Source organism: Campylobacter sp. CNRCH_2013_0898h (genome assembly GCF_025772965.1).
In the GTDB taxonomy this organism is placed as follows: domain Bacteria; phylum Campylobacterota; class Campylobacteria; order Campylobacterales; family Campylobacteraceae; genus Campylobacter_D; species Campylobacter_D lari_D.
In genome coordinates, this window is record NZ_JAKMTD010000001.1 from 175,497 (window position 1) to 202,455 (window position 26,959).

A 26,959-nucleotide genomic window follows, 5' to 3' on the forward strand; every position below is an offset into this window, starting at 1 on the left:
GATGAAAAAATTTACTTATTTGTTTTTTACATTTGCTTTTGCATTTTTAATAAGTGCTTGCTCAAGTGAAGAAAAAATCGAAAATGAATTTGCATTTGCTGAGTATAAAATGGGTGATGAAATTCTTTTAAAAAGTGTCAATGGTGGCGAGAAAACCCTAGTAAGAACACAAAATGGTTTTGTAGTAAAAGGTGAAGAGAGTAAAATTTTAATGTTTGATTTTTTTGGAACCTTTTGCACACCTTGTCAAGAAGAAGCCACTCATCTAACAAGTTTGTGGCAAAAAAATGCTGACAATTTTATCATCATAGGACTAAGTCATTTTGAAAATGTTAGCGATCAAGCTGTAAAAGATTTTGCCATTAAATATGGGGCGTATTATTTCTTAAGCAATTCTAAAGAAAATGATAGAATTGTTGCACAAGCATTAAAAGATATCAACTATCAAAGCATGGAACAACTTCCTTTTAAAGTAGTTTTAAAAGATGGAAATTATCAAGATCTAACAGATTTTTGGAATAAAGACTCAAAAAGTTATGTGAAATATTATCTTGGAAAAGTTTCTACTGAGATTATGCAAGAAGATATTACTAGGATATTAAATGAGTCTAAAAAATGAAATTTTAGAACAACAAAAACTAGCAGAACCTAAAATGTTTAAGGTTTTGCTTTTAAATGATGATATTACCACCATGGATTTTGTAATTGAAATTTTAATGAATATTTTTCATCATGATTTTGAAAAAGCAAGTGCAATTATGCTTGAAATCCATCATCAAGGAAGCGGAGTTTGTGGCATATACACAGAAGAAATTGCACTTAGCAAAAAACAGCAAGTTGACATGGCAGCGAAAAATAAGGATTTTCCACTCCAAACAAGGATAGAAGAACAATGAAATATAAAGAATTGATTGACTCATTTATACCAAATGCAAGACATTTAAGCTTTATCAATCATCATGAATTTATCACTTGTGAGCATTTGCTTTTTGCTTTAGTTAAGCTTAGCAATGATTTTAAAAATCTACTTGAAGAAATCGGAGATGGTGATTTACAAGGCTTTGAAAATGAATTAAAAAATTATCTAGCTAAAAATAATGAAATTTTAAAAAAAGAAATAGAACCTATTTTTTCTGTGATCTTGGAAAATATATTACACAAGCTAAATGCAAAAAATCAAACAAGTGTGATTGATTTTATCATTGCACTTTGCAAAGAAGAAAAAGCTTATTCTTATAATATCTTAAAAAAACACCTAATAGAAGAAGAAAAAATAAAAGAATTGTTACAAAATGCTGAATTTGAAAATTTAAAAACCCATACCATAGAGCTAGTTGAGCTTGCAAAAAAAGGCAAAATAGATCCTGTTATAGGTAGGAAATTTGAACTTGAAAGAATGATGCAAATTCTAAGCCGTCGTAAGAAAAATAATCCTATTTTAGTTGGTGAACCAGGTGTTGGTAAAAGTGCCATTATAGATGGGTTAGCGCTAGCTATAGCTAAAGAAAAAGTACCAAAACATTTAAAAAACTCAAAAATTTATAGCCTTGATATGACAAGCTTGCTTTCGGGGACAAAATATAGGGGTGATTTTGAAAAAAGGTTAAAAGATATCATTAAAGAATTAGAAAATATCCCTAATGCTATTTTATTTATAGATGAAATTCACACCATAGTAGGAACCGGCGCAAGCAATGAAAGTCATGCAGATATGTCAAATTTATTAAAACCTGCATTAAGTAATGGCAACATCAAATGCATAGGTGCAACTACTTTCATAGAATACAAAAATACCTTTGATAAAAACAAAGCTCTAAGTAGAAGATTTGCAAAAATTGATATAGATGAGCCAAGCGAAGAAGAGTGTTTTTTGATCTTGCAAGGCTTAAAAAGCAAATATGAAAATTTTCACAAAATCAAAATCAGTGATGAAATTTTACAAACAAGTATAAAACTAGCAAAACAATTTTTACATGATAAATTTTTACCCGATAGTGCAATTGATTTAATTGATGAACTTGGCGCAAGCTTTGCTTTAGAAGATAAAAAAAGTAAAAAAATAGTAAAAATAAAAGATTTAGAAAATACTTTAGCAAGAATGACACATTCTCATAAAATTTATGAAAGTGATCAAGGTAAAATCTTAAAAAATTTAGAGCAAAACTTAAAGCAAAATATTTTTGGACAAGATGAAGCCATTAAAGCTTTGTGTTCTATTTTAAAACAAAGCTATGCGGGGTTAAAAGGCAAAAATACCCCAAAAGGCGTGTTTTTATTTACCGGTTCAAGTGGAGTTGGTAAAACCGAACTTGCAAAAAATTTAGCACAAATTTTAAACCTTAATCTTGAAAGATTTGACATGAGTGAATACTCGCAAAAACATGATGTGAGCAAACTCATAGGAACTTCAGCAGGTTATGTGGGCTATGAAGATGGCGGCTTGCTTAGTAACAGCATTAGAAAAAATCCATTTAGCGTAGTCTTATTTGATGAGATAGAAAAAGCTCATCCTGATTTAACTAATACCTTTTTACAAATTTTTGATAATGCAAGTTTAACAGATAATAGTGGATTAAAAGCTGATTTTAAAAATACTATTATCATTATGACTTCAAATTTAGGTCTCAAAGAAAGTAATGAACTTGGTTTTTTAAGCAGTGATAAAGAAAAAAGTAATAAAGCCATAAAAGATTTCTTCGCACCTGAATTTATCAACCGTATAGATAAAATCATTCATTTTAATGACTTAAGTCAAGAAATTTTAGAACAAATCGTTCAAAAAGAACTAGATTTAATGGCAAAAAATTTAAACAACATCACCATGGAAGCTGATAAAAAAGTAAAAGAATTTCTTGCTAAAAAAACTAATAATAAAGAATTTGGAGTCAGATTATTAAAACGCATTATTGCCGAAGAATTAGGCGAGAGATTAAGTGATGAAATTTTATTTGGAAAATTAAAAAATGGTGGTAAATTAAAACTCAAACTTTCCAAAAATGAAAAAATTGAATTTGTATTCTAAACTTTTAAAAAGCCCTGATGATGCGCCTGTTTTTATTAGTGAAAAACTAGAAGTAAATTTTATACCTCATGCTTATAGCTTAGGACTTTTTCCATGGACTAGCAATCCTGTTACTTGGTGGTGTCCTTCTCCTAGAATGGTACTTTTACCTGATGAAGTGCGCATACAAAAAAGCATAAAAAAAGCTTTAAGAACTTATGAAATAAGACTTAATTTTGATTTTAACTCGCTTATCAAACATTGCGCAAAAAGAAAAAAAACTTGGATAAGTCAAGAATTTATACAAGTTTATACAAATCTTTTTGAGCAAAATTTAGCTCATAGTGTTGAAGTTTATGAAAATGATGTTTTAATCGGCGGTTTATACGGACTTATAATAGGTAAAATATTTTTTGGTGAAAGTATGATAAGTCTTAAAAAAGATGCCTCAAAAGTAGCCCTAATAAGACTTTGTGAGCTTTTAAAACCATATGATTTTTTAATAGATTGTCAAGTGCCTAATGAGCATTTAAAATTTATGGGTGCTAAAGAAATGACAAAAAAAGATTTTTTGAAAACACTAGAAAAAAAAGTTTCACTTGAAAGTGGCTTTAAAAATTTCAAAAATTTACTATAAAAAGATATACTTATACATAAATAAAATTGCATAAATATTTTGGAATGATTTTTGCTTTTAGTCTATAAAAGCTTTATTTTAAAGGAAAAATTATGATAAGCCCTTTTAAGTCAAAAGAACTTATTGTTGATGCTTTAGCAGGAAGAAACCTAAGAAGTCAAATGATTAATTCTAACCTTGCAAATGTTGATACTCCTTTTTATAAAGCAAGAGATATAGAATTTGAAACTGCTTTAGTTGATAGAGCAAATGAAATTTTCAAAAAAAAAGATACTAAAGAGCTTGAATTAGCAAGCACAAATACAAATCATCAAAAACCTTGGAAATTTCCAGACCCTAATAAATCAACTATTTATTTAAGAGATGGGCATTTGGCAAGAAATGATGCAAATACGGTAGATCTTGATGTAGAAACTACTGAAATGAGCAAAAATACTATGATGATTTCTGCTTTAGATGGTGTTTTAAGAAGACAAAGTAATATTTTTTCAACCATCATAGAAACAAGCTCTAAATTAGGCTAGGAGAAAAATAATGGCTTATTTAAGTGATTTTGATATTAGTGGATATGGACTTAGTGCTCAACGCTTTAGAATGAATGTAATTAGCTCAAATATAGCTAATGCTAATACTACTAGAACAGCAGAAGGTGGTCCATATAGAAGAAGAGAAGTGATTTTTAAAGCAACTGACTTTAACGAATTGCTAAACAAGCAAATAGCTAAAGATAATAATTTTTTAGAATATGAAAATCCTTTAAATGATCCTGCTTCACAAAAAGATGCAAAACCTGCTATAATGAGCGTAGTAGTTGATAAAGTTGTAAGAGATGATAAAGATTTTCGTATGAAATTTGACCCATCTCATCCAGATGCAAATGAACAAGGTTATGTTGCTTATCCAAATATAAATCCTGTTATTGAAATGGCCGATTTAATAGAAGCAACAAGAGCTTATCAAGCTAATGTAAGTGCCTTTACTAGCACCAAAACTATAGCACAAAGTGCGATAGATTTACTAAGAGGTTAATAAATGAACACTATTAATGGTATAAATCAATTTAACAATGTTAATAACAAAAACAACAATAACAACACAAACAACATAGGAGATGAGTTTTCGAGTTTATTAAAAAATTCCATCAACGATCTTAATAAAACTCAAGAAACTGCCGAAGCTGCTATGGTAGACATTGCAACAGGCGAAGTCAAAGACTTACATCAAGCTGCAATTGCGATTAGCAAAGCTGAATCAAGTATGAAATTTATGCTTGAAGTTAGAAATAAGGCTATAAACGCATATAAAGAAATTTCAAGAACCCAAATTTAATATATGCTTTCAAACACCATTAGAAATAGGGTTTCAAAAGTAGCTTTTGCTTTTTGTATGGCTCTGTTTTTTATGGCCTTATTTTTACTTTCTACTTTTTTTCTAACCTCAAAACGCCATATACCAAATACTCAAAAAGAACAATATTTTTCCGCTCTTAGAGGTAATATCATCACAAGCGATAATTTTACCGTAACTTCTAGTAGGCAAATTTATAGAGCTGAAATTGATCTAAGGAGCTTAAATCCCGATAAAAAGGATTTGTTTTTAACTCTTTTTCAAATTTATAGTGGCGCAAGTGATGAACAAATGCAAGATATAAAAAAAAGAATGCTTGCAAAGAAAAAAAGAAGTTATAATTTTATTTTACTCCAAGATATTAACTCAAAAGACGCAAGTTATTTAAAAGAACTAGCTAAAAAACTTTATACTCAAGGTTTTTTTAAATCCTTCACAAATAATAATGGCAGAGTGGAGACAAGAGGGCTTGATATTATAGAACATAAAGAAGATCGTGTATATATGCCAAAAGATTCACTTACTCCAATCATAGGCTACACAAGAACCTATATGGATGAGCAAAGTGAAATTTTTAAAAATGTCGGCATAAAAGGTTTGGAAAAATACTATAATGAATGTTTAAATCCTTTGCAAAATGCTAAAATTCAAGGTTTAAGAGATATAGGTGGTAATATCATCTTGAATTTGCATTCTTATGAACAACGCAAAATAGATGGTTGTAATTTATACTTAAATATTTCCTTAAAACTTCAAAAAGGTTTAGAAAAAGCTATCGATAAAAGAAATGAAGATCTAAAAGCCAATGAAATTATAGTTGCCATCATGGAAAGTAAAAGCGGAAAAATTCTAGCACTTGCTAGCTCAAGAAGATATGATCCGCAAAATCGCGGAAAAGATCTATCTGTGCTCAATGCAAGTGCCATAGAATATGGCTATGAAGCAGGATCTGTTATAAAACCTTTTATATTTACCACTGCATTAATGCTTGATAAAATCAAAGTTGATGAAATCATTGATACTCAAGGTGGACAATACAAACTTGGTCGTTTTACTATACGTGATGATCACAAAAAAAATAAAATGAGCATGGAAGAAGTTATTACCTACTCTTCAAATGTCGGTATGATTAAAATTGCCCAAAGATTAAGTAATCTTGAAATCATCTCAGGGCTTAGAATTTTTCGTTTTGGAGAAAAAAGCGGTATTGATCTTCCTTATGAGCAAAAAGGAGAAATACCAAATCCAAAAAGATTAAGAGAAGTTGAAAAATCTGTATTAAGTTATGGTTATGGCTTGAAAACAACTTTTATACAACTTTTAGCTGCTTATAATGTATTTAACAATGATGGAATTTACATCACCCCGCAAATTGCAAATAAAATTTATCAAGATGGGCGTTTAATAAAACTTGATGATGAAGTTAAAAAAGAAAAAATTCTTTCAAGCAAAGCTGCCAAAGAAATGCAGCAAATTTTAATTAATGTTATAGAAAAAGGAACCGGTAAAAAAGCACGAACTCAAGGTATCATTATAGGTGGAAAAACGGGTACAGCTAGGATTGCTGAAAGAAAAGGCTATACTTCAAATCGCTATAATGCCTCGTTTTTTGGCTTTGCAAATGATGAGAAAAATACCTATACCATTGGAGTTTTGGTAAGACATCCTACCAAAGCTTATAGTTATTATGCCGCACAAAGTGCTTTACCTATGTTTAAAGATACAGTAAATCTTTTGATTAAAGAAAGTTATTTAAAACCCATAGAAAGCAAAAACAATGACATTAAAAAATAAAATTACAATAATAATCTTTTTTATATTGATTTTTTGTTTCGCTTATTTAAAACATTGGGTTTTATTATTTATAACTTTACTTGTGTTTTTAGTTATATTGTATTTACTCAAACTGCAATCAAAAAAGATAATCCACAAACCAAAAACAAAAGAAACTCTTAAATATTTGATACTATCAGATATTCCGCTTAAAAATATAAATACAAGCAATGTTGACAATATTGAAGGAGTGTTTTTAGGATATAAGATCCAACAAGCTCTAAATAACTACAACAAAAAAGCTTAAAATTCATTGCTGGGATGTTTCAAATGTATTATGGATGGAATATGCATTTTTTTGTGAATCTATTTTCAAAATTCCTTTTTCAAAAACTCCAAAATTTAATCAAGATTTAAACAATTGGAATATTGATAGTGTTATAAGCACACAAAGTATGTTTAGTGGATGTATAAATTTCAATCAAAAACTATCAAACTGGAATTTAGAAAATATCCCGAGAGAAAAAAAATATATGTTTTTAATACCGCTATAAAAATTAATATAAAAACTATATTTTTACTTGATTTAAAATAAACTCTATAAACTCATCGCTATCATTAGGACATTTAATAAGCTCATAATCGCTTTTTGCTAAGTGCCTATATTCAACTCCAAGCTCAAAAATCGTTTCAGAGCAATCTATACAAAAAGATACAGGATAAATCAAAGCTTTTTGATCTAAACTTTCTAAAATATCACTTGTATTAGGCTCAAGCCATTTAACTGGGCCTAGTTTTGATTGATATGATAAAATGATTTGGTCAAATTTATTTTTAAGTTTTTCTTTTAAAATATCCACATGCTCTTGCACATGTTTTTCATACAAATCACCTTTTTTAATCACTGAAAGCGGTAAAGAATGCGCAGAAAAAATCAAAATTTTATAATCGTATTCTCTCTTTTTTTCTAAAATATGCTTTATAATCATTTCATTATAAAGTTCATCTTTATAAAAAACATCAATGATTTTTACATTAGCTTGGTTTTGGATATTTCTTAGCTCATTTTCCACTACTTCTAAAGAACTAGTTACAGTGGTTTTAGAATGATGAGGATACAGAGGAAATAAAATAATTTCGTCATTTTGCTTAAAATCATATTTTGAAAAAACCTCATTTGCAAAAGGTGGTACATAAAGACTAATAAAATCAAATTTATATTCTCTAGTTTTAGAATTTAATTTATCACATAAACTTTGTGTGATTTGAGTAAGCGGGGATTTCCCACCCATTTTTTCATAGTTTTGTTTCATAGCTTTTAATCTTGATTTTCTTATCATAAAAGCTACAAATTTTCTTAAAAAAACATTTTTTATCCCTAAAATATAAGGATCATTAAACATATTTTTTAAAAAAACTTCACACTCGTCAAGTTTATTAACCCCGCCCATATTTAAAAAAAAGACATATTTCACTATCAAACACCTTCTAAAATTTCTTGTACTCTCAAAGCATCTTCAATGCTAGCCAAATTTTCGCAAACCCCATTTTGTAAAAACTCAAAAAAAGCCTCATGCTCAGCATATAAAGGAGAATTTTTATATAAATTTGGAATTTTTTGCATATTAATAAAAAGTTCAAAATTTTTAAGATCAAGTTCATAAGTATGTTTTTTACCTAAAAGCGTGATCTTTCTTATAATGCATTGTCCATTCCAACTATCATGGATATTTGCTAAAATATTTTCCAATTTTAAACCTATCATTACCTCATCTTCAAATTTATCATGATGAAAGCTTTTATAAATATTTGCTTTTAAAATTTGTTCTTGACTTAAAAATCTAACTAAGTCAATATCATGCACACTAAGATCACTTAAAACACCCACATCATTTATTCTTTGTGGATAAGGAGAAATTCTTTGTATGTTAATACTTATAATCTCATCTTCTAAAAGTTTTTCTTTTAAAGTTAAAATAGCCGGATTAAATCTCTCACAAAAGCCCACCCCTACCCTGACTTTATTTTCTCTAGCTTTTTGCTCTAAAATTAAAATTTCATCTACATTTAATGCCAAAGGTTTTTCTATCAAAATATTTTTTATTTTAGGAAAAACCTTTAAAGCTATATCTAAATGCGTATGAGTAGGCGTGGCAATGATAACACCATCAAGATTTTGCGCTAAAAAATCATCAAAATTTTTATGAAAAAAGTGTTTAAATTTATCTTTACAAAAAGGATCATAAAGATGAATTTCTTTTACTTTTAAATTACGCTCGAGTTCTCTTAAATGGTTTTTACCCATTTTACCAAGGCCTATAAGCCCTATTTTCATTTAAAAGCCTCAATCACTCTAATTTGGTGTTCTTCTTTTAAAAACGCACTCATAGGTAAGGATAAAATTTCATCACTTAATAGCTCTGTATTTGGCAAATCACCTTTTTTATGAGCAAGATAATCGAAAGCTTCTTGCAAATGAAGCCCCAAAGGATAATGCACCGCAGTAGGTATACCTTGCTCTTGTAATTTTTGCATGAATTTTTCTCTATTCTTTACACGCACGCTATATTGAGCCCAAGCACTCACAAAATCATCTTTTCTTGGCGGTAAAATACAATTTTTTAAATTTTCATCATAAACTTTTGCTATTACTTCTCTTTTTTTAATCTCTTCATCTAAGTATTTTAATTTCACATTTAAAACAGCCGCTTGGATGGTATCAAGCCTTCCATTAATACCGATGTGTTTATGTTTATATCTTTGCACTTGTCCATGATTTAAATAAATTTTTATTTTTTGTGCTAATTCATCATCTTGGGTAAAAATCGCCCCGCCATCTCCATAAGCACCTAAAGGCTTAGACGGAAAAAAGCTTGTACAAGATATATCAGCTATAGCACATGATTTTATACCTTTTTGACTAGCTCCAAAACTTTGCGCACTATCTTCTATCAAAGCAATGTTTTGACTTTTACAAAGTTCTTTTAAAGCAAACATATCAGGCATAAGCCCAAAAATACTCACAGCAATTATAGCTTTAGTTTTAGGCGTGATAGCGCTTTGAACTTTTTCTAAACTAAGATTATAATCTTTAAAATCAATATCTACAAAAACGGGCTTAGCACCGATTAAAGCAACCATTTCAGCTGTGGCTATAAAGGTAAAACTTGGCACTATTACCTCATCATCCCTACCCACACCCAAAGCCATCAAGGCTAAAAATAACGCGCTTGTACCACTTGAACAGCCTATTGCATGTTTAACACTTACATATTTAGCCAAATTGTTTTCAAATTCTTCTAATTTTGTACCACCTATAAAAGAGGTGCTTTGTAAAACTTCACCAATAGCCTCATCGATTTCATTTTTATAAGCATTATATTGAGCATTTAAGTCTATAAAAGGAATTTTCATTGTGTTAACCTTGTAAATTAAAATCGTGATTATAAGATAGTTTTACTTAATTTAAAGTATTTTTGGTATTATTTTAAGCAAAAAAACTAGCTAGGAAAATCTATGGATATAAGAAAAGAATATTTAGAATTTTTTAAGTCAAAAGGACATGAAATCACTCCTTCAAGTCCTTTAGTTCCTGATGATGCGACTTTACTTTTTACTAATGCAGGTATGGTGCCTTTTAAAAGTATATTTACCGGAGAAGTACCACGCCCTAATCCTCCGCGTAAAACAAGTTGTCAAACTTGTATAAGAGCTGGTGGAAAACATAATGATTTAGACAATGTAGGCTATACAGCAAGACATCACACTTTCTTTGAAATGCTTGGGAATTTTAGTTTTGGAGATTATTTTAAAGAGCAAGCTATTGCTTATGCTTGGGAATTTGTAACTGAAGTTTTAAAACTACCTAAAGAAAGATTATATGTAACTGTACATGAGAGCGATGATGAAGCATATGAGCTTTGGCAAAAACATATAGAAAAAGAAAGAATTTATAAATTTGGCGATAAAGATAATTTTTGGCAAATGGGCGATACTGGACCATGCGGGCCTTGTAGTGAAATTTTTTATGATCAAGGTGCTGAGCATTTTAATTCTAGTGAAGATTATATGGGTGGTGATGGAGATAGGTTCTTAGAAATTTGGAACCTCGTTTTCATGCAGTATGAAAGAAGTGCTGATGGCACGCTTACTCCACTGCCAAAACCAAGTATTGATACAGGTATGGGACTTGAAAGAGTTAGTGCTATAAAAGAAGGAAAATTTAGTAATTTTGATAGTTCTTTGTTTATGCCTATTATTGAGAGTATTGCAAAACTTTGCGGTAAAACTTATACTTATGAAAGCGGAGCTAGTTATAGAGTAATTGCTGATCATATAAGATCAAGTGTATTTTTACTTGCTCAAGGAGTTGGGTTTGATAAAGAAGGCAGGGGCTATGTTTTAAGAAGAATTATGCGTCGTGCCTTAAGACATGGATATTTGTTAGGTCTTAAAAGAGCTTTTATGTATGAGCTTGTAGATGTAGTTTGTGAGTTAATGGGTGGGCATTATACTTACTTAAATGAAAAAAAAGAATTTATTAAAGAACAAATCAAACTAGAAGAAGAAAGATTTTTAAGCACTATTGAAAATGGTATAGAAATTTTTAACGAAGAACTTAAAAAAACTAAAGATATTTTTAGTGGTGAAGTAGCTTTTAAACTTTATGATACTTATGGTTTTCCGCTTGATTTAACCCAAGATATGCTAAGAGAAAAAAATCTTAGTATAGATGAGGCTAAATTTAATGAGCTTATGCAAGAACAAAAAGATAGAGCTAAGGCTTCTTGGAAAGGAAGTGGGGATAAAGCGGTTAGCGGGGACTTTAAAGTTTTATTAGAAAAATTTGGCAAAAATGCTTTTAGTGGTTATGAAAATTATGAAGAAGAAACTAAAATCATGGCTATTTTGGATGAAAATTTTAAAATCACAGCCGAAGCTAAGGCAGGAGATATAGCGTGGTTAATGCTTGAAAAAACTCCATTTTACGCAACAAGTGGAGGGCAAAGTGCTGATATAGGTTTTATCAATGAAAATGAGGTTTTAGATACACAAAAATTCTTTGATATTAATCTTAGTCAAGTGAAATTAAAACAAGATCTTAAAACAAACGATGAAGTGTTAGCTTGCATAGATACTAAAAAAAGAGAACAAATCGCAAGACATCATAGTGCGACACATTTATTACACCATGCTTTAAGAGAAATTCTTGGCTCACACATTAGCCAAGCAGGTTCTTTGGTAGAACATAATAAATTAAGATTTGATTTTACTCATCCAAAAGCTCTAAATAAAGAAGAATTAAAGCAAATAGAAGCTTTGGTAAATACTTACATCATGCAAGCAAATGAAGCTAAAATTGAAATTTTAGCTTTAGATGAAGCTAAAAAAAGTGGTGCAATAGCTTTATTTAGTGAAAAATATCAAGAAAAAGTAAGAGTTTTAGCCCTAGGAGCTAGCAAAGAGCTTTGCGGTGGTACTCATGTGAAAAATAGCTCTGAAATAGGAAGTTTTTACATCATCAAAGAAAGTGGTGTTAGTGCTGGGGTTAGAAGGATAGAAGCGGTGGTAAGTAAAGCTGCACTTGATTATGTTAGTGAAAATTTAAAAGAGCTTAATCAAGCCAAAGAAGAGTTAAAAACTCAAGATATTTTAGGCTATGTAGCAAAATTAAAAAATGAAATAGCCAGTTTAAAAAATGAATTAAAAAATTCAAACAAAACAGAATTAAGCTCTAAAGAACTAAATGGTATTCAATATTGTGTGCAAAAAATAGATAATGGTGATATAAAAACTATGATAGATGAGTTTAAAAACAAATTTAGCAAAGCTGTGATTTTACTTTTACAAGAAAAAGAAGGTAAGATTATCATAGCAGCAGGTGTTAAAGACACTTCGTTAAAAGCTGGTGTTTTGGTAAAAGAAATTGCACAAATGCTTGGTGGAAACGGTGGCGGTAGAGATGATTTTGCAACAGCTGGCGGTAAAGATACAAGTAAAATAAAACAAGCACTTGATCATGCTAGAAAAATTATAGAAGAAAGTCTTGCTTAATGCTTTATTTAGCTTCAAGTTCGCCTTCACGCGTTGCTTTATTAAAAGAAGCAAATATCGCTTTTGAGCAAATTATTATCGATTATGATGAGAGTTTAATAAAAAAAGATAATCCAAGCTCTTATGTGCAAAAAATTGTTTTAGAAAAAGAAAGACAATTTTTTACAAAATATCCTGACTTAAAAAATGTTTTATTTGCTGATAGCATAGTTTGTGCTCAAAATATCATTCTAACTAAAGCTAAAAGCGACAATGAGGCTTTTAATATGCTCAATTTGCAAAGTGGCAAAAGCATTAGCGTTTTAAGCGCGATGATTTTAGTTTTAGAAGATAAAAAGATTTTTAATCTTAGCAAGTGTGATTTGATTTTGGATAAATTTGATTTAAAAGATATGCAAGAATACATTGATTCAAAACTTTATCAAGGTAAAGCCGGTGCTGTGATGTGCGAGGGATTTCATAAAAAATACATTAAAAAAATCATAGGCCATCAAAGTACAGCACTAGGGCTTAATATAGAACTTTTGAAAGCATTTTTATGATAAAAATTTTAAAAATATTTCTTTCTTTTTGTATAATGTGTGCGGTTGGAGTTTTTATATTTATTGCATATTTATTTTCTGATTCTGATTTAAATCAATATACCTTTAAAGATTACAAACCGCCTCTTACAACACAAATTTTTGATAAAAATGGAAAATTAGTTGCAAATGTTTTCGAGCAACACCGCTTTTATGCTCCTTATGAAGAACTTCCACCAAGACTTATAGAAGCTTTGGTAGCCATTGAAGATACTAGCTTTTTTGAACATGGCGGGGTTAATATAGATGCAATTTTTAGAGCAGCTATTAAAATCATAAGAAGCGGTGGAAAAACTATGGAAGGAGCTTCCACTCTTACTCAACAATTCATAAAAAATACAGAATTAACTCCTGAGCGTACTTTGAGCAGAAAGCTAAAAGAAGCTTTGCTTGCATATAAGATAGAAAATACTTTAACTAAAGAGCAAATTTTAGAAAGATATTTAAATTTCATCTTCTTTGGACATGGATATTATGGAGTAAAAACTGCTGCGCTTGGGTATTTTAGAAAAAATTTAGATGAGCTTAGTTTGAAAGAGATTGCTATTTTGGTAGGTATGCCAAAGGCTCCAAGTACTTATGATCCTACTAGACATTTAGATCTTTCTTTAGCTAGAGCAAATAGCGTAGTACAAAGAATGTATAATCTTGGTTGGATTTCTAAAGAAGAGTATGAAAACGCCTTAAAAGAAATTCCAAAAGTATATGATGATACTTTAACACAAAATGCAGCCCCTTATGTTACTCAAGAAGTTTTAAAACAACTAAGCGGGATTAAAGACTTAAAAAGTGGTGGCTACAAAATAGAGCTTGCCATTGATCTTGATGTGCAAAATATTGCAAGAGAAGCTTTAAAATTTGGCTATGATGAAATAGTTAAAAGAGATAAAGATGCAAATTTAAGCACACTCAATGGAGCTATGATAGTAGCAAATCATCAAAATGGAGACATTTTAGCCTTAGTTGGCGGGGTAAATTACACAAAAAGTAATTTCAACCGCGCCACTCAAAGCTTAAGACAACCGGGGAGTTCTTTTAAGCCTTTCTTATATCAAATTGCCATTGACATGGGCTATTCTCCTATGAGTAAGGTTGCTGATATTTCAAGAATTTTTGAAAGTACTAAAAAAGATGAGAAAGATTGGAAACCTAAAAATTATGGTGGAAAATTTCTAGGGCTCATAAGTTTAAAAGAAGCGCTAACTGGCTCAAGAAACCTAGCTACCATAAATTTAGCTCTTGCCCTAGGACTTGATGTAATCCACGATAAGCTTCAATTTATGGGCTTTGAAAACATACCAGTTGATTTATCTATAGTTTTGGGTAGCTTTGGAATTTCCATTTATGATTATGCTAAACTTTACACGGTATTTGGAAACTATGGTGTGCAAAAAGACTTATTACTCATTAAAAGAGTCATCGATAAAAATGGTAAAATAGTAGTAGAATTTAATTCCGGAGAAAGAAAAATCAGCGAACCTGAACAAGCCTTTTTAGTCAATGATATGATGCAAAATGTTGTAAAAAAAGGCACTGGGCGTAATGCTAGAGTAGAAGGGATTGAAATAGCTGGAAAAACAGGCACTTCAAATAAAAGCATTGATGCGTGGTTTTGTGGCTTAACTCCTGAAATAGAAGCTATCATTTGGTATGGAAATGATGATAATAAGCCTATGAAACAAATAGAAGGTGGTGCAAGAACTGCCGCTCCAGTTTTTAAAGAATTTTTAACAAAATACTTAGAACTTTATCCTGATAGCGCCAGAAAATTTATCATCCCAAAAGGGGTTTATCAAGGAATTTATGAAAAACAAAGAGAGTACTACACCAATACTTCTCCATTTCCAAAAAACAACCCTGCTCTATCTGAAAATAATGAGGTAATTTTTTAAAAATATTTTTTATAAAATAATAAAAATTATCCTTCTATTTTCCTTTATATGTTTTAATATCACAAAATATATAAAGGATGCTTCATGAATATCACAAACGAACAATTATATAACAAAAGACGCCATTTTTTAAAACTAGGTGCTGGAGCTTTAGTTAGTTCAGCTTTAGTTCAATCTGAATTAATGGCATTAAATTTCTTTCCTGATCCTAACAATGAAAAATTAAATTTAAGTGAAGAAAAAATTGCAACTAATTATGTTAATTTTTATGAATTTTCTACTGATAAAAAAAGAGCTGTTGAGCTTGCAAAAAATTTCAACACAAATGGTTGGAAAATAGAAGTTAGCGGGGAAGTTGAAGAACCTTTGACTTTAACTATGCAAGATTTATTGGCTTTTCCATTAGAAGAGAGAATTTATAGATTTCGCTGCGTTGAAACTTGGTCCATGGTGGTGCCTTGGGTTGGTTTTGAATTGCGTGCTTTAATAGAAAAATGTAAAGTTAAAAGTGAGGCTAAATTTATAAAATTTACCACTCTTTTTGATAAAAATCAATTTGCTGATCAAGCCTCATTTTTTCCAACTCTTGATTATCCTTATGTAGAGGGCTTAAGATTAGATGAGGCTATGCACCCACTAGTACTTATGGCTGTGGGCATGTATAAAAAGCCTTTATTAGGACAAAATGGAGCACCGATTCGCCTTGTAGTTCCATGGAAGTATGGTTTTAAAAGTATAAAATCTATTGTAAAAATAGAATTTACCAAAGAACAACCTAAAAGCACATGGGAGTTAGCAAACCCTAGAGAATATGGATTTTATGCTAATGTTAATCCAAATGTCTCTCACCCAAGATGGTCTCAAGCAAATGAGCGTCCTTTGGGAGATTTTTTCACTAAGCCTACACAGATGTTTAATGGCTATGAAAAAGAAGTAGCGCATTTGTATAAAGATATGGATTTAAAGGTTAATTTTTAATGAGCAAAAAAGTTTATAATATCAGTGGATTTTTAGCTTTTGTTTTAAGTATTGTTTTTAGTGTTTATCAAATCATGCAAGAATTTGATATTGTAAAATCTGTATATTTTTATAGTGGTGTATTTGGCTTAATCTTTTTTGGATTAAGCCTATTTTTTTCACTTTTAAGGTATAAGTACACAAAAGATTACCCTAAATTTTTAGGTTTTTATGCTTTTTTTTGGGCTTTAATCCACTTTTTAAATTATTTTGCTTTTGGAAAAAATTTAGATCTAATACTTTTTTTCAAAGATACTTTTAGTAAAAATTTAGAATTTAGTGGTTTTATAAGCTTTTTCATACTCACACTTATGTTTATAAGCTCATTTAAGCTTTTTAAAAAATTAAGTAAGATAAGAAAATTTGGCTATTTTTGCTTTTTACTAGCATCTTGGCATTATTTTTTATCTGCAAAAATACCGCAAATTCCACATTTTTTAACACTGAGTCTAGCTTTAATTTTTTTGTTTTTTAAATTATGGAATAATTACAAAAAAAGAAGAAATAAATATTTACAAGCTCAATCATTATAAAAACATTTTATATTTTCCACAAACCCTCAACAGAGAGTTTGTGATTTAATCATCGTTTTTAATACTAATATAAACTAATGCTAAAAGCATATAGGTTACTAATCTAGTAGCATCAGGCAAACCATTCCAAGTTTTACTCATCCACATGCCAAACCACTCTGCAGCCACCACTTGAAAACCAAAAAACCATAACAAACAACAACAAGTTAAAGCAATGATTCCAAATTTTTTAGCTTCATGGAAAGTTTTTGCATCTAAATTTCTTGCTTTAAACATATCTAAAGCACCTTTTAAAGCAGTCAGCATAATAAAAGCTTCAAAACAAATAATAAAGATATAGGCAATATGATGGATCGTAGAATTTGTAATAGCCCTATAAATAATAGCATTACCTAAATAATCAGGCTTAGTATCCATACTCATAACATGTTTTACAAACTGAAAATTTGAATTATAATCAGTTATATTACCAAAAACAACAATAGCAGCCAAAGAGGCAACGGTAAGCAAGATAATCATTTTAGAATATCTTATTACACTCATCATAGAAAAACTACAATTGCAATTCATTAAATACTCCTTTTTGTTAAAATTATATTAATATAATATAACAAATATTAAATAAAACTGAAATATCTAACGCAATCTCAAAGAATTGACTACAACCGTTACCGAACTAAAACACATTGCTAAAGCTGCCAAATGCGGACTAAGACTTATAAATGGCACAAGACCTGCCGCAATGGGAATACATAAAGCATTGTAGACAAAAGCCCAAAAAAGATTAAGTTTGATGATATTTTTAGTTCTTTGAGAAAGCTCAAAACAATAAGCTATTAAAGATAAATCATCTTTTATCAAAATCAAATCTCCGCTTTTTTTAGCAAGCTCACTTGCTTTAGAAAAACTTATGCTTGCGCTAGCTAAATTTAAAGCAGGAGCATCATTGATACCATCTCCTATAAAAAGAACTTTTTCTTTTTTGATTCTTTCTTTTATGAAATCAAGTTTTTGCTCAGGTTTTAAATCAGAATAATATTCATCAACATTAAGCTCATTTGCTATTTTAGTAACACTTTTTTTATTATCACCACTTAAAATAATACTTTTTATACCTTTTTGTTTTAAATTTGCTATCAAATTTTTAGCTTCGTTTTTAAGTTCATTTTTTAAACAAACCCCGCCAAGACAAATATTATTTTTTGCAAAATACAAACATATAGGTGCTTGATCTTCAAATTCTTGCAAAAATTGCTTGCTTTTTTGTATATCAACACTATTTTCAAGCATTAATTTTTCATTGCCTATTAAATATTTATCATTATTTTCCTCATAAAGCAAACCACTACCCACTAAAACACTTAATTTTCCTTGTAAATTTAAATTTACATTCAATTCTTTAGTAAAAGCCTTTGCAATAGGATGTGAGCTTAAATTTTCAATTTGCGTGAGTTTTTGAAAATTTTCTTGAGTTAGATCATGCTTATAAACACTTAAATCATCTTGACTTAAAGTGCCTGTTTTATCAAAAATAGCAAGTTTTATACTAGCTAAATTCTCTAATACCGCTGGATTTTTTACTAAGATAAAATTTCTTGCACCATTTGCTAAAGCACTAACTATGGCTATAGGAGTTGCTAAGCCCAAAGCACAAGGACAAGAGATTAAAAGAGTGGCACAAGCATGTAAAAATGCTGCGTTGACTCCTTCTTTAAAATACCAAAAAACAAACACAAAAAGTGATAAAACAATAATACAAGCTACGAAATAAGCTGAAATTTTATTAGCTAAATTTGCTAAAGGTGTTTTGATATTGCCTGCTTTAAAAACAAGATCTTTAATTTGTTCTAATGAGCTTTCAATCGCCTTTTTACTAGCTTTAATCTTTAAGCTTCCATTAATCAACACACTTCCTGCTAGAATTTCATCATTTTGCTTTTTCAAAAGTGGTAAAAATTCTCCTGTTAAAAAACTCACATCAACCTCAGCCTCGCCTGCTATAATTACCCCATCAGCAACAACGCTTTCACCCTCTTTCACTAAAATCACATCATTTTCTTTTACAAAAGCACTAGGTATGCTTTTTATACTTGCATCTTCTAAGATTATATTAGCTTTTTTAATATCTATATTTTTTAATTTATTTTGATATTCTAAGGATTTAAATTTAGCCTTTTCTTCTAAGTATTTACCTAATAAAACAAAGCTTATAATCATCGCTCCGCCACTAAAATACAAATAACCATCTTTACTAAATACCTCAAAATACACAAAAAAAGAATATATAAAAGAAGTAAAAGCGCCTAAAGATATCAAGGTATTCATATCTAAATTTTTATGTTTTAATCCTTTAAGAGCGTGGATAAAAAAACCTTTTCCACAATAAAAAATCGCTATCATAGATAAAAACATTTGAATTAAAGCAGAAACATTTCCTTGAACAAACATTTCAAAATACATCACAATAGAGCTTAAAATTATACTCATAATAAGCTTTGTTTTCATATTTTTAAGCTCTTTAAGTTTAAATTCGTATAAATTTTGCTCTTCTTGTAATATTTCAAAACCCAAAGCCTTAATTTTTTCTTTGATCTTTGCTTCTAAAGATAAATCTTTAAGCAAAAACACTCCACTAGAATTGACATAAGAAACACTTACATCTTCTACCCCATCAATTTTTGCACAAACTTTTTCTATAGCATTAGAGCAATTAACACAGGTCATATTGCCTATTTTTAACTTTAATTCATGCTTCATCTGTCTCAAAACCTAAATCTTGCAATTGTTTTTTAAACTCTTCAACTTGCTCTGCTTTTAAATCAATCTCTATACTTTTATTTTCAACACTTATTTGCATAGCACCAAATTCATCTTCCAATGAAGCTTTGATTAAATTTACACAACTTTGACAATTAATATTTTTAGTTTTTATAATCATTTATTCTCCTTTTTCTCTGTATTCATATTTATGAGTGTGAAAAATTTTATTTTTTATAAATTTAAAACCCATTTTTTCATAAAGCATTTTTGCATTTATATTTTCATCTTCTACGATTAATGAAAGTTTTTTATCATTTTTCAAAGCTTCATTGAAGGCATACTCAATCAATTTCTTAGCAATACCTTTCCCTCTTGCCTTTTCATCCACGCAAATACTATCTAAATAAAACTCATTATCACATTCTTTTAAAACTTTTTCATTAATTCCTAAAAATTCTAAATACTCATTTAAAGGCTTATCTAGCTCATCTGCCAAAGCCCCATCATAAAAACAAATCGCGCCTAAAATTTCATTATCTTCTTCATAAACATATATATTTTCATAGCTTAAACGATTATTTTCTTGAGTGAAGAAATTTTCTAAAACCTCTATGGCTTTTTGATGATCATTATAGCCACTAAGTTTATATATAAAATGATCCATTGCCAAAGCAAGCAATTGTATGCATTTTTTAACATCATCTTTCCTAGCTTTTCTGATCACTCTTTTGCTCCTTTAAAATCAAATTTAGACTTCTTAGTTTATACTTTTAACTTTAAAACAATATAAGAAAGAGAGAATTTATGGGAAGAGCGTTTGAATATCGCAGAGCCTCTAAAGAAGCAAGATGGGATAAAATGAGCAAACTTTTTCCAAAACTTGCAAAGGCTATACAAGTAGCAGCAAAAGAAGGCGGAGCTGATCCTGATATGAATCCAAAGCTTCGTAGTGCCATAGCTACTGCAAAAGCTAATAATATGCCAAAAGACAATATCGATGCAGCTATTAAAAGAGCAAGTGGAAAAGATAGTGCTGATATTAAAAATATCCACTATGAGGGAAAAGCAGCACATGGAGCTTTAATCATTGTTGAGTGTATGAGTGATAATCCTACACGCACAGTGGCTAATGTAAAAGCAATTTTTAGCAAAAATGGTGGAGAAATTTTACAAAATGGCTCTTTAACTTTTATGTTTTCACATAAAGCTGTTTTTCATCTTGAAAAATATGATGGAGATTTAGAAGAACTTGAACTTGAACTCATTGATGCAGGACTTGAAGAACTTGAACAAAATGAAGAAGAATTACTAATTATAGGTGATTACACTGCTTTTGGTGAACTTAGTAACGCCATAGAAAAAAAAGACTTAGTGCTTAAAAAAGCAGGACTTGAATATCTTGCTAATAACCCCGTAAGCTTTAGCGAAGAGCAACTTCTTGATATTGAAAAATTGCTTGATAAATTAGAAGATGATGATGATGTACAAGCAGTTTATACCAACATAGAATAGGAGCAAAAAATGCTTAAAAAAATCGACATAAAAGATGCAAAAAAATACAATTTTGCTATCATTAGCACCGAAAAAGGCGATATGAAATTAGAATTATTTCCCGATGAAGCACCGCAAACTGTGTGTAATTTTGCTAATTTAGCTAATGATGGTTTTTATGATGAGCTTGTTTTTCACCGTGTGATTCCAAATTTTGTAATACAAGGTGGTTGTCCTTATGGTATAGGTTCAGGTGGTCCTGGCTATGAGATAGAATGTGAATGCGACGATCAAAAACACAAGCACTTAAGAGGTAGCTTATCTATGGCTCATGCTGGTAGAGATACAGGTGGATCACAATTTTTTATCTGTCATAGCCCACAACCTCATTTAGATGGAGTACATACTATCTTTGGACAAATCAATCCTGAAGATAAAGAAAGTTTGGAAGTACTAGATAGCATTAGAGCAGGAGATAAAATCAAAACTATCCAAATTTTAGAAAAACTTTAATTTTACATCTCCTTAAAATTGTGCTATGATTTTTTAAGGAGATTAACTATGCATTTTATTTTTATTTGTATTCATCTTATTTGTGCTATATTTTTTATAGCTTATGTATTTTTTGATGTATGTGTTTATCGCTTTGCTTATAAACACCAAAGTAAAGAAGATTGCGATAAAATCAAAAAAGCCTATACTAAATCAAGTATTTTTATCTTTGCTAGTATTTTTATCTTGCTTTTATTGAGTGGATTTTATCTTTTAAGTTTTTATGAAATTAACTCTTTTTGGGATTTTTTTGCAAGTAATTTTGGTATATTTTTATTTATCAAATTTTTATTATTAATAACAATGCTAGTTTTGACTTTTTACTCTTTATTTTTTATAAAAGTTTTAAAAAGAAAAGACCCTTTAAAATCTCACTTGATTGCATTGATTTTATGTATTTTAATAGTCATTTGCGCAAAAGCGATGTTATATTTTTAAAACATTAAAACTAAATTTATATCATTAGTTTAAAAAATTAAAGGGTGTTTATGCTTGGTGATATTATAGATTTTTTACTTACTCTTGCAAAAGATTGGGGTTATTGGGGGATTATCTTTCTTATGTTTATAGAAAGCTCCTTTTTTCCTTTTCCTAGTGAAGTAGTGATGATACCTGCTGGATATTTAGCCCATCAAAACGAACTTAACTTTTGGCTATGCCTACTTTGTGGGACTTTTGGAGCTCTTTTGGGTGCTTTATTAAATTATTACTTATGTTATTTTTTAGGGCGCAATGTTGTTTTAAAAATATGTAAATATTTTGGAGTTAATGAAACAAAATTTGCTCAGTTTGAAGCCTTTTTCAATAAACATGGTGAAATATCAACATTTAGTGGTAGATTAATCCCTGGATTGCGTCAATACATTTCTTTACCTGCTGGACTTGCAAGAATGAATTTGAAAAAATTTATATTTTATACTAGTTTAGGAGCTGGAATTTGGTGTTTAATTTTACTTATATTAGGTTATATTTTAGGTAAAAATGAAGACTTACTTAAAGAATATCTACATTTTGTTATTATTGCTTGTATTATTTTTATAAGTATGCTTTTAACTATCTATATTTATATACAAAAAAAGAAAAATCACACTTAAATTTTATTAACTTCCTTAAATTACCTAGTGCATATGTTTTTAATATTTTTACAAAAATATTTTAAATTTATAAGATTTTATATTTTATTTTTGATAAAATCTTTAAAAACTATTTTAAAGAATATTTATGCAAAAACCATCAATTCAAAATTTAACTAATTTTTTAATCGAATATATTAGCGTTTTTCTAAGTGCAGGAACTTACACAGCAAGAGTAGCAAAATGCGTTGGAAGGATAGCTAATGCATATGGTTATGAAATTAATATGAATTTTTTCTTTCATCATACTACGCTAAATATTTTTGATAAAGATGATAACTCTATACAAAGAACCTACATCATACCTAACAAACACAATCATATTAATTTTAAACTTATTTTAGAACTTAGTGCATTAAGTTGGCAAATTCATGATCATAAATACAACCTAGAAGAAGCCAAAATTTCTCTTTTAAAACTCAAACAAACCAAAAGAAATCCTTTTTTAGCTAATTTATTTTTAGTTTCAGCAGCAAATTCGGCCTTTTGTAAGCTATTTGGGGGAGATTTTTATGGATGTTTATTTGTATTTTTAGCTACTTTGGTGGGTTTTAGTTTGAGAGTTTTACTCACTAGAATAAAAATTGATTTAAGAATTCAATATATTTTTTGCTCTTTTTTATCTTCTTTTATTGTGTTTTTTGGAGTGGATTTAAAGCTTATACAAGAAGCAAATATTGCTTTGGGTTCTAGTATCTTGTATTTAATACCTGGAGTTTATTTTATAAACTCAATTATAGATATTTTAAAAGATCACATACTTATGGGTTTTAGTCGTATTATTAGTGTGGCGATATTAGTATGCTGTATTGCTATTGGAATTTATACCACTCTTAGCATTAGTGACTTTGGAATTTTAAGATGATTGATTATTCTTCTATACTTTGGGATATGTTTTTTGCAGCTTTAACAGGATTTGGTTTTGCTTATGTGTGTAATCCGCCCTTTAAAACACTCATACTCTCAGCCATATTAGCCGCCATAGCACATGGTATGCGTTTTACTCTAATGGGGTATTTTGGCTTTCAAACTTTAGCTATTGCGACCTTTATAGCTTCTTTTAGCATAGGTTGTCTTGGTTTGTTTCTGGCTAAGATTTTTAAAACACCTGCTGAAATTATAGCTTTTCCCGCTCTTATCCCTATGATACCCGGAATTTACGCATACAAAGCTATATTGTATTTGATTTCTTTTATACGCTCAGAGGATATTGGCGAAAAAACTAATTTTTTGATTCATTTTTTTGATTATTTCTTTACAACACTTTCGGTAACATTAGCTCTAGCAGTAGGAGTAAGCATAACCTTGCTTTTATTTTTTGAACAAAGCTTTATGATGACAAGAAGTATTAAAAAAAGTAAAAATCACGATCAAAATTAATCGTGATTCATTTTATTCTTTGCCTCTATTCCCATGAGTGCAAAAGCTGTTTTAATACTCAAGGCACATATGGCAAAAAGTTTTAAAAGCTCATCTTCATTGCTTGAGCCAACAACTTTATTTTCATTATAAAATTTATGAAATAAAGAGGCTAAATTTTTTAAATAATCAGGAATTTTTTGCAAGGCTCTTGATTCGAATGCATCATTAAGTACTGCTTTTAAATTTAAGCTTTCAAACAAAAGATTCATACCATCTTCATTTAAACTCTCAAATTTAGCATATATAACATCATTTACACTCTTACCTGCTTTGGCAAATACTTGATGAATTCTCGCATGAGCATAATTAATATAATACACAGGATTAGAGCTATCTTCTTTTTTAAACTCATCTACATCAAATTCCAAATGCGTATCACATTTTTTACTGATAAAAATATATCTTAGCACATCACTACCAAGTTCTTCTAAAACATCACCCATTAAAATGAAATTTCCTGCTCTTTTACTCATCTTATAAGGCTCGCCATTTTTTAAGAGTGAAACCATTTGTGCTAAGATAATTTCAAGATTTTGACTATCATGACCTAAAAATTCCATAGCAGCTTTCATTCTAGCAATATAGCCGTGATGATCAGCCCCCCATATATTGATACATTTATCATAACCACGACTCATTTTATCTTTATGATAAACTATATCAGCAGCTAGATAAGTTCCTTTTCCATCGTCTTTGATAATTACACGATCTTTTTCATCACCTTTAGCACTTGATGCAAGCCATATTTTACCATCTTGCTCATAAGTACCACCATGCTCTTTTAAGGCTTTTAAAGTATTTTCTAATTCACTATAATAGCTTGTTTCACTCACATAAGTATCAATAAATATCTTAGCATCGGCTAAATTTTGCTTAATAATTTTTAGCATTTTATCCTTAGCCCAAAGCGCTAATTGTGGAATATTTCCTTCTATAAAAAAATCTTTTTCAAATTCAGCAAAAGCCTCTTTTGCCACATCTATGATATATTCACCTTTATAATACTCATCAGGATATCGAACTTGCTCTTTTAAACAATGCTCTTTTACTGCAAGCAATATAGAAAGACCTAAAAGATAAATTTGATTACCCGCATCATTAACATAATATTCTGTATCAAATTTATATCCTAAATGTCTAGCAACCCTAGTTAAAGTATCACCAAAAATAGCCCCTCTAGCATGCCCTATGTGTAAAGGTCCTGTTGGATTTGCACTAACATATTCAAGTAAAAAACTCTGCTCTTTTTTTTCATCTTTTGCAAAATTTTCACTATCACTCAAAGCTTGCGTAGCCAAAGAATTTAAAAAAGCCTTTGAAAGCTTAAAATTTACATAACCATTTAAAGCCTCTACACTTTCAAAACAATCACAATCTTTTAACTTAGCAACAATATCATTAGCAATTATTATAGGGTTTTGCCTTAATTCTTTAGCTAAAGAAAAAGCCAAAGGTGTAGCAAAATGGGCTAGATTTTTATTCTTAGGATTTTCTAAGATAAAATCTCTTCCTAGTTTCTCTTTAATTTCTTTATAAACTAAAGTTTTCAACATATCGCCTTAAGCTTTTTTTGTTTCTTCATTATTTTCTCTTACTAGCACATCTTTTTCGTTGATTTTTTCAATTTTTTGTGCATCTTCTTGAACGATTTTTTTATCATCATCAGTATTCATTTCATCTTTAAAAGTTTTAATACCTTTTCCTAAACCTTTAGCAAGCTCTGGAATTTTTTTAGCACCAAAAAGTAATACTACAATAAGTAATATAATTAACCATTGGGTTCCACTTGGCATATGCATTTTATTCTCCTTTATTCCATTGAATTTGAATTTGTTTTAAATCATGTTTTGCACTTTTTAATTTTGAAGCTTCAAAAACTGCTTCTAACTCCCTATAACTTTTTTCTAGATCATCATTTATGATTAAAAAATCATATCGATCCAAATAAGCCATTTCATCACTAGCATTTTCTAATCTTTTGCTAATATCTTCTATTTTATCAGTATTTCGCTTAAGCAATCTTTTTTCAAGTTCTTTTTTATCTTTAGTTGTGATAAATACAGAAGTAATATAATTAGGCATTTTTTCTTTAGCTATGCAAAAGCCTTGCACATCTATATCAAAAATGACACTTTTACCCTCTTGCAATGCTTTTTTTACAGGAATTAACGATGTACCGTAGTAATTTTTATGCACTAAAGCCCATTCTAAAAAATCACCTTTTTCTATACCTTGTTTAAATTCTTCTTCACTGATAAAAAAATAATCTACTCCATTTTTTTCATTTTCCCTAGGAGTTCTTGTTGTGCTTGAAATAGAAAAATAAATATTATCTTTTTCTTTAAAAAGCCTTTGAAGCAAGGTACTCTTACCTGCTCCACTTGGCCCTGAAATAATTAAAATTTGACCGCTCAATGTTTATCCTCATCAAAGCTTATATTGATGTTTATATTCATCTTCATACCTTTCAAGGCTGCCTTTAAAGTATCATCAGTAATACTTGAAGTAATGGTTTGAGCTATGCTTTTACTAAGCTCATTTACCATTTCATCTTCTTGTAAATTTTCTATTTTTTCTTGAGTGCTTAATCTATTTTCTTCTTTCTTTTCTACAATAGCTGGAGCAAGCTCTTCGCCTAAAGCCAACATAATATCATTTTCATTTAAATTTGCAAACTCATCTTGTGTATCGTCTAAAATTTCGCTCATATTTTCCTCTATATTTTCCTCTATATTTTCCTCTATATTTTCCTCTATATTTTCCTCT

General features: G+C 29.5%; 30 protein-coding genes and 1 pseudogene. 20 read left to right on the plus strand and 11 right to left on the minus strand.

The genetic code is table 11. From position 1 onward, the window contains the following. Position 1: 1 nt before the first annotated feature. The 9 genes from L8X50_RS00900 (at position 2) to L8X50_RS00940 (ending at position 7,312) form a co-directional block, all read left to right on the plus strand. Complete coding sequence (locus L8X50_RS00900; protein ID WP_263660136.1) at positions 2-619, plus strand: TlpA family protein disulfide reductase; 618 nt, start codon at positions 2-4, stop codon at positions 617-619. Continuing rightward, a complete protein-coding gene (locus L8X50_RS00905) occupies positions 603-896 on the plus strand; it encodes an ATP-dependent Clp protease adaptor ClpS (RefSeq protein WP_263660137.1) in 294 nt (97 codons plus the stop codon). Before L8X50_RS00900 ends, L8X50_RS00905 begins: the two co-directional genes overlap by 17 nt. Beyond that, entirely contained in the window at positions 893-3,022 is a 2,130-nt protein-coding gene (locus tag L8X50_RS00910) for an AAA family ATPase (RefSeq protein ID WP_263660138.1), read from the plus strand. The genes L8X50_RS00905 and L8X50_RS00910 overlap by 4 nt, the downstream gene beginning before the upstream one ends. Next, positions 2,997-3,638: a leucyl/phenylalanyl-tRNA--protein transferase gene (aat, locus tag L8X50_RS00915; RefSeq protein ID WP_263660139.1), complete on the plus strand. Its 642-nt coding sequence runs from the start codon at positions 2,997-2,999 to the stop codon at positions 3,636-3,638. The genes L8X50_RS00910 and aat overlap by 26 nt, the downstream gene beginning before the upstream one ends. 92 nt (positions 3,639-3,730) lie before the next feature. After that, positions 3,731-4,162, plus strand: a complete 432-nt coding sequence (flgB, locus tag L8X50_RS00920) for a flagellar basal body rod protein FlgB (protein WP_263659028.1) — start codon at positions 3,731-3,733, stop codon at positions 4,160-4,162. Positions 4,163-4,172: 10 nt separating this feature from the next. After that, entirely contained in the window at positions 4,173-4,667 is a 495-nt protein-coding gene (gene flgC / locus L8X50_RS00925; protein ID WP_133318691.1) for a flagellar basal body rod protein FlgC, read from the plus strand. A 3-nt stretch (positions 4,668-4,670) separates the two neighbouring features. Continuing rightward, entirely contained in the window at positions 4,671-4,967 is a 297-nt protein-coding gene (gene fliE, locus L8X50_RS00930; protein WP_263660140.1) for a flagellar hook-basal body complex protein FliE, read from the plus strand. Between the two features lie 3 nt (positions 4,968-4,970). Then, the gene (locus tag L8X50_RS00935; protein ID WP_263660141.1) at positions 4,971-6,779 is read left to right on the plus strand and encodes a peptidoglycan D,D-transpeptidase FtsI family protein; all 1,809 of its coding nucleotides are present in this window, start codon (positions 4,971-4,973) and stop codon (positions 6,777-6,779) included. Positions 6,780-7,066: 287 nt separating this feature from the next. Continuing rightward, entirely contained in the window at positions 7,067-7,312 is a 246-nt protein-coding gene (locus L8X50_RS00940; RefSeq protein ID WP_263660159.1) for a BspA family leucine-rich repeat surface protein, read from the plus strand. Positions 7,313-7,327: 15 nt separating this feature from the next. Here the strand turns inward: L8X50_RS00940 and hemH are convergent, their stop codons facing one another. From hemH to L8X50_RS00955, 3 genes are read right to left on the minus strand one after another with little or no spacing between them, the layout of a single operon-like run. Continuing rightward, positions 7,328-8,233 carry a ferrochelatase gene (hemH, locus tag L8X50_RS00945; protein ID WP_263660142.1) on the minus strand — a complete coding sequence of 302 codons (906 nt, stop codon included), beginning with the start codon at positions 8,231-8,233 and terminating at the stop codon, positions 7,328-7,330. Between the two features lie 2 nt (positions 8,234-8,235). Further along, positions 8,236-9,093, minus strand: coding sequence for a Gfo/Idh/MocA family protein (locus L8X50_RS00950; protein WP_263660143.1), 858 nt, complete (start codon positions 9,091-9,093; stop codon positions 8,236-8,238). Then, a complete protein-coding gene (locus tag L8X50_RS00955; RefSeq protein WP_263660160.1) occupies positions 9,090-10,166 on the minus strand; it encodes a DegT/DnrJ/EryC1/StrS family aminotransferase in 1,077 nt (358 codons plus the stop codon). Before L8X50_RS00955 ends, L8X50_RS00950 begins: the two co-directional genes overlap by 4 nt. Positions 10,167-10,274: 108 nt before the next feature. On the opposite strand from L8X50_RS00955, the gene alaS reads away from it, so the two are divergent. The 5 genes from alaS (at position 10,275) to L8X50_RS00980 (ending at position 16,835) form a co-directional block, all read left to right on the plus strand. Beyond that, on the plus strand, positions 10,275-12,812 hold the full coding sequence (gene alaS / locus L8X50_RS00960) for an alanine--tRNA ligase (protein ID WP_263660144.1): 2,538 nt from the start codon (positions 10,275-10,277) through the stop codon (positions 12,810-12,812). Then, entirely contained in the window at positions 12,812-13,354 is a 543-nt protein-coding gene (gene maf / locus L8X50_RS00965; RefSeq protein ID WP_263660145.1) for a septum formation inhibitor Maf, read from the plus strand. The genes alaS and maf overlap by 1 nt, the downstream gene beginning before the upstream one ends. Continuing rightward, entirely contained in the window at positions 13,354-15,285 is a 1,932-nt protein-coding gene (locus tag L8X50_RS00970; protein ID WP_263660161.1) for a PBP1A family penicillin-binding protein, read from the plus strand. The genes maf and L8X50_RS00970 overlap by 1 nt, the downstream gene beginning before the upstream one ends. Before the next feature lie 84 nt (positions 15,286-15,369). Continuing rightward, positions 15,370-16,263, plus strand: a complete 894-nt coding sequence (gene msrP / locus L8X50_RS00975) for a protein-methionine-sulfoxide reductase catalytic subunit MsrP (protein ID WP_263660146.1) — start codon at positions 15,370-15,372, stop codon at positions 16,261-16,263. Further along, the gene (locus L8X50_RS00980) at positions 16,263-16,835 is read left to right on the plus strand and encodes a sulfite oxidase heme-binding subunit YedZ (protein ID WP_263660147.1); all 573 of its coding nucleotides are present in this window, start codon (positions 16,263-16,265) and stop codon (positions 16,833-16,835) included. The genes msrP and L8X50_RS00980 overlap by 1 nt, the downstream gene beginning before the upstream one ends. Positions 16,836-16,880: 45 nt before the next feature. On the opposite strand, the gene L8X50_RS00985 is transcribed toward L8X50_RS00980, so the two are convergent. The 4 genes from L8X50_RS00985 to L8X50_RS01000 all read right to left on the minus strand — a co-directional run bounded on the left by L8X50_RS00985 (position 16,881) and on the right by L8X50_RS01000 (position 20,319). After that, positions 16,881-17,405 carry a DUF2165 family protein gene (locus L8X50_RS00985; RefSeq protein ID WP_220566893.1) on the minus strand — a complete coding sequence of 175 codons (525 nt, stop codon included), beginning with the start codon at positions 17,403-17,405 and terminating at the stop codon, positions 16,881-16,883. A gap of 66 nt (positions 17,406-17,471) precedes the next feature. Next, positions 17,472-19,592 carry a heavy metal translocating P-type ATPase gene (locus L8X50_RS00990; protein ID WP_263660148.1) on the minus strand — a complete coding sequence of 707 codons (2,121 nt, stop codon included), beginning with the start codon at positions 19,590-19,592 and terminating at the stop codon, positions 17,472-17,474. After that, positions 19,582-19,773: a cation transporter gene (locus L8X50_RS00995; RefSeq protein WP_263659023.1), complete on the minus strand. Its 192-nt coding sequence runs from the start codon at positions 19,771-19,773 to the stop codon at positions 19,582-19,584. The genes L8X50_RS00990 and L8X50_RS00995 overlap by 11 nt, the downstream gene beginning before the upstream one ends. Then, positions 19,774-20,319: a GNAT family N-acetyltransferase gene (locus tag L8X50_RS01000; protein WP_263660149.1), complete on the minus strand. Its 546-nt coding sequence runs from the start codon at positions 20,317-20,319 to the stop codon at positions 19,774-19,776. Positions 20,320-20,399: 80 nt separating this feature from the next. Between L8X50_RS01000 and L8X50_RS01005 the strand changes: the two genes are divergently transcribed. The 6 genes from L8X50_RS01005 (at position 20,400) to L8X50_RS01030 (ending at position 24,151) form a co-directional block, all read left to right on the plus strand. Continuing rightward, positions 20,400-21,107, plus strand: a complete 708-nt coding sequence (locus tag L8X50_RS01005; protein WP_263659021.1) for a YebC/PmpR family DNA-binding transcriptional regulator — start codon at positions 20,400-20,402, stop codon at positions 21,105-21,107. 9 nt (positions 21,108-21,116) lie between these two features. Then, positions 21,117-21,599, plus strand: coding sequence for a peptidylprolyl isomerase (locus L8X50_RS01010; RefSeq protein WP_263660150.1), 483 nt, complete (start codon positions 21,117-21,119; stop codon positions 21,597-21,599). Positions 21,600-21,647: 48 nt separating this feature from the next. Next, positions 21,648-22,076, plus strand: coding sequence for a trehalose-6-phosphate synthase (locus L8X50_RS01015; RefSeq protein WP_263660151.1), 429 nt, complete (start codon positions 21,648-21,650; stop codon positions 22,074-22,076). 50 nt (positions 22,077-22,126) lie between these two features. Next, complete coding sequence (locus L8X50_RS01020; protein WP_263660152.1) at positions 22,127-22,732, plus strand: DedA family protein; 606 nt, start codon at positions 22,127-22,129, stop codon at positions 22,730-22,732. A 127-nt stretch (positions 22,733-22,859) separates the two neighbouring features. Further along, the gene (locus tag L8X50_RS01025; RefSeq protein ID WP_220566900.1) at positions 22,860-23,636 is read left to right on the plus strand and encodes a threonine/serine ThrE exporter family protein; all 777 of its coding nucleotides are present in this window, start codon (positions 22,860-22,862) and stop codon (positions 23,634-23,636) included. After that, complete coding sequence (locus L8X50_RS01030) at positions 23,633-24,151, plus strand: threonine/serine exporter family protein (protein ID WP_133318673.1); 519 nt, start codon at positions 23,633-23,635, stop codon at positions 24,149-24,151. The genes L8X50_RS01025 and L8X50_RS01030 overlap by 4 nt, the downstream gene beginning before the upstream one ends. Here L8X50_RS01030 and argS read toward each other — a convergent pair. The 4 genes and pseudogenes from argS to L8X50_RS01050 form a co-directional block, all read right to left on the minus strand. Then, positions 24,148-25,746, minus strand: coding sequence for an arginine--tRNA ligase (gene argS / locus L8X50_RS01035; RefSeq protein WP_412175479.1), 1,599 nt, complete (start codon positions 25,744-25,746; stop codon positions 24,148-24,150). The two genes, L8X50_RS01030 and argS, sit on opposite strands and share 4 nt — an antisense overlap. Before the next feature lie 6 nt (positions 25,747-25,752). Continuing rightward, positions 25,753-25,992 (minus strand): twin-arginine translocase TatA/TatE family subunit, encoded by a 240-nt coding sequence (locus tag L8X50_RS01040; RefSeq protein ID WP_263660154.1) that lies wholly within the window; start codon positions 25,990-25,992, stop codon positions 25,753-25,755. A gap of 1 nt (position 25,993) precedes the next feature. Continuing rightward, positions 25,994-26,608 carry a guanylate kinase gene (gene gmk, locus L8X50_RS01045; protein ID WP_263660155.1) on the minus strand — a complete coding sequence of 205 codons (615 nt, stop codon included), beginning with the start codon at positions 26,606-26,608 and terminating at the stop codon, positions 25,994-25,996. Then, positions 26,605-26,959: pseudogene (locus L8X50_RS01050) on the minus strand (highly acidic protein); the annotation flags it as partial. The pseudogene L8X50_RS01050 and the gene gmk, both read right to left, overlap by 4 nt.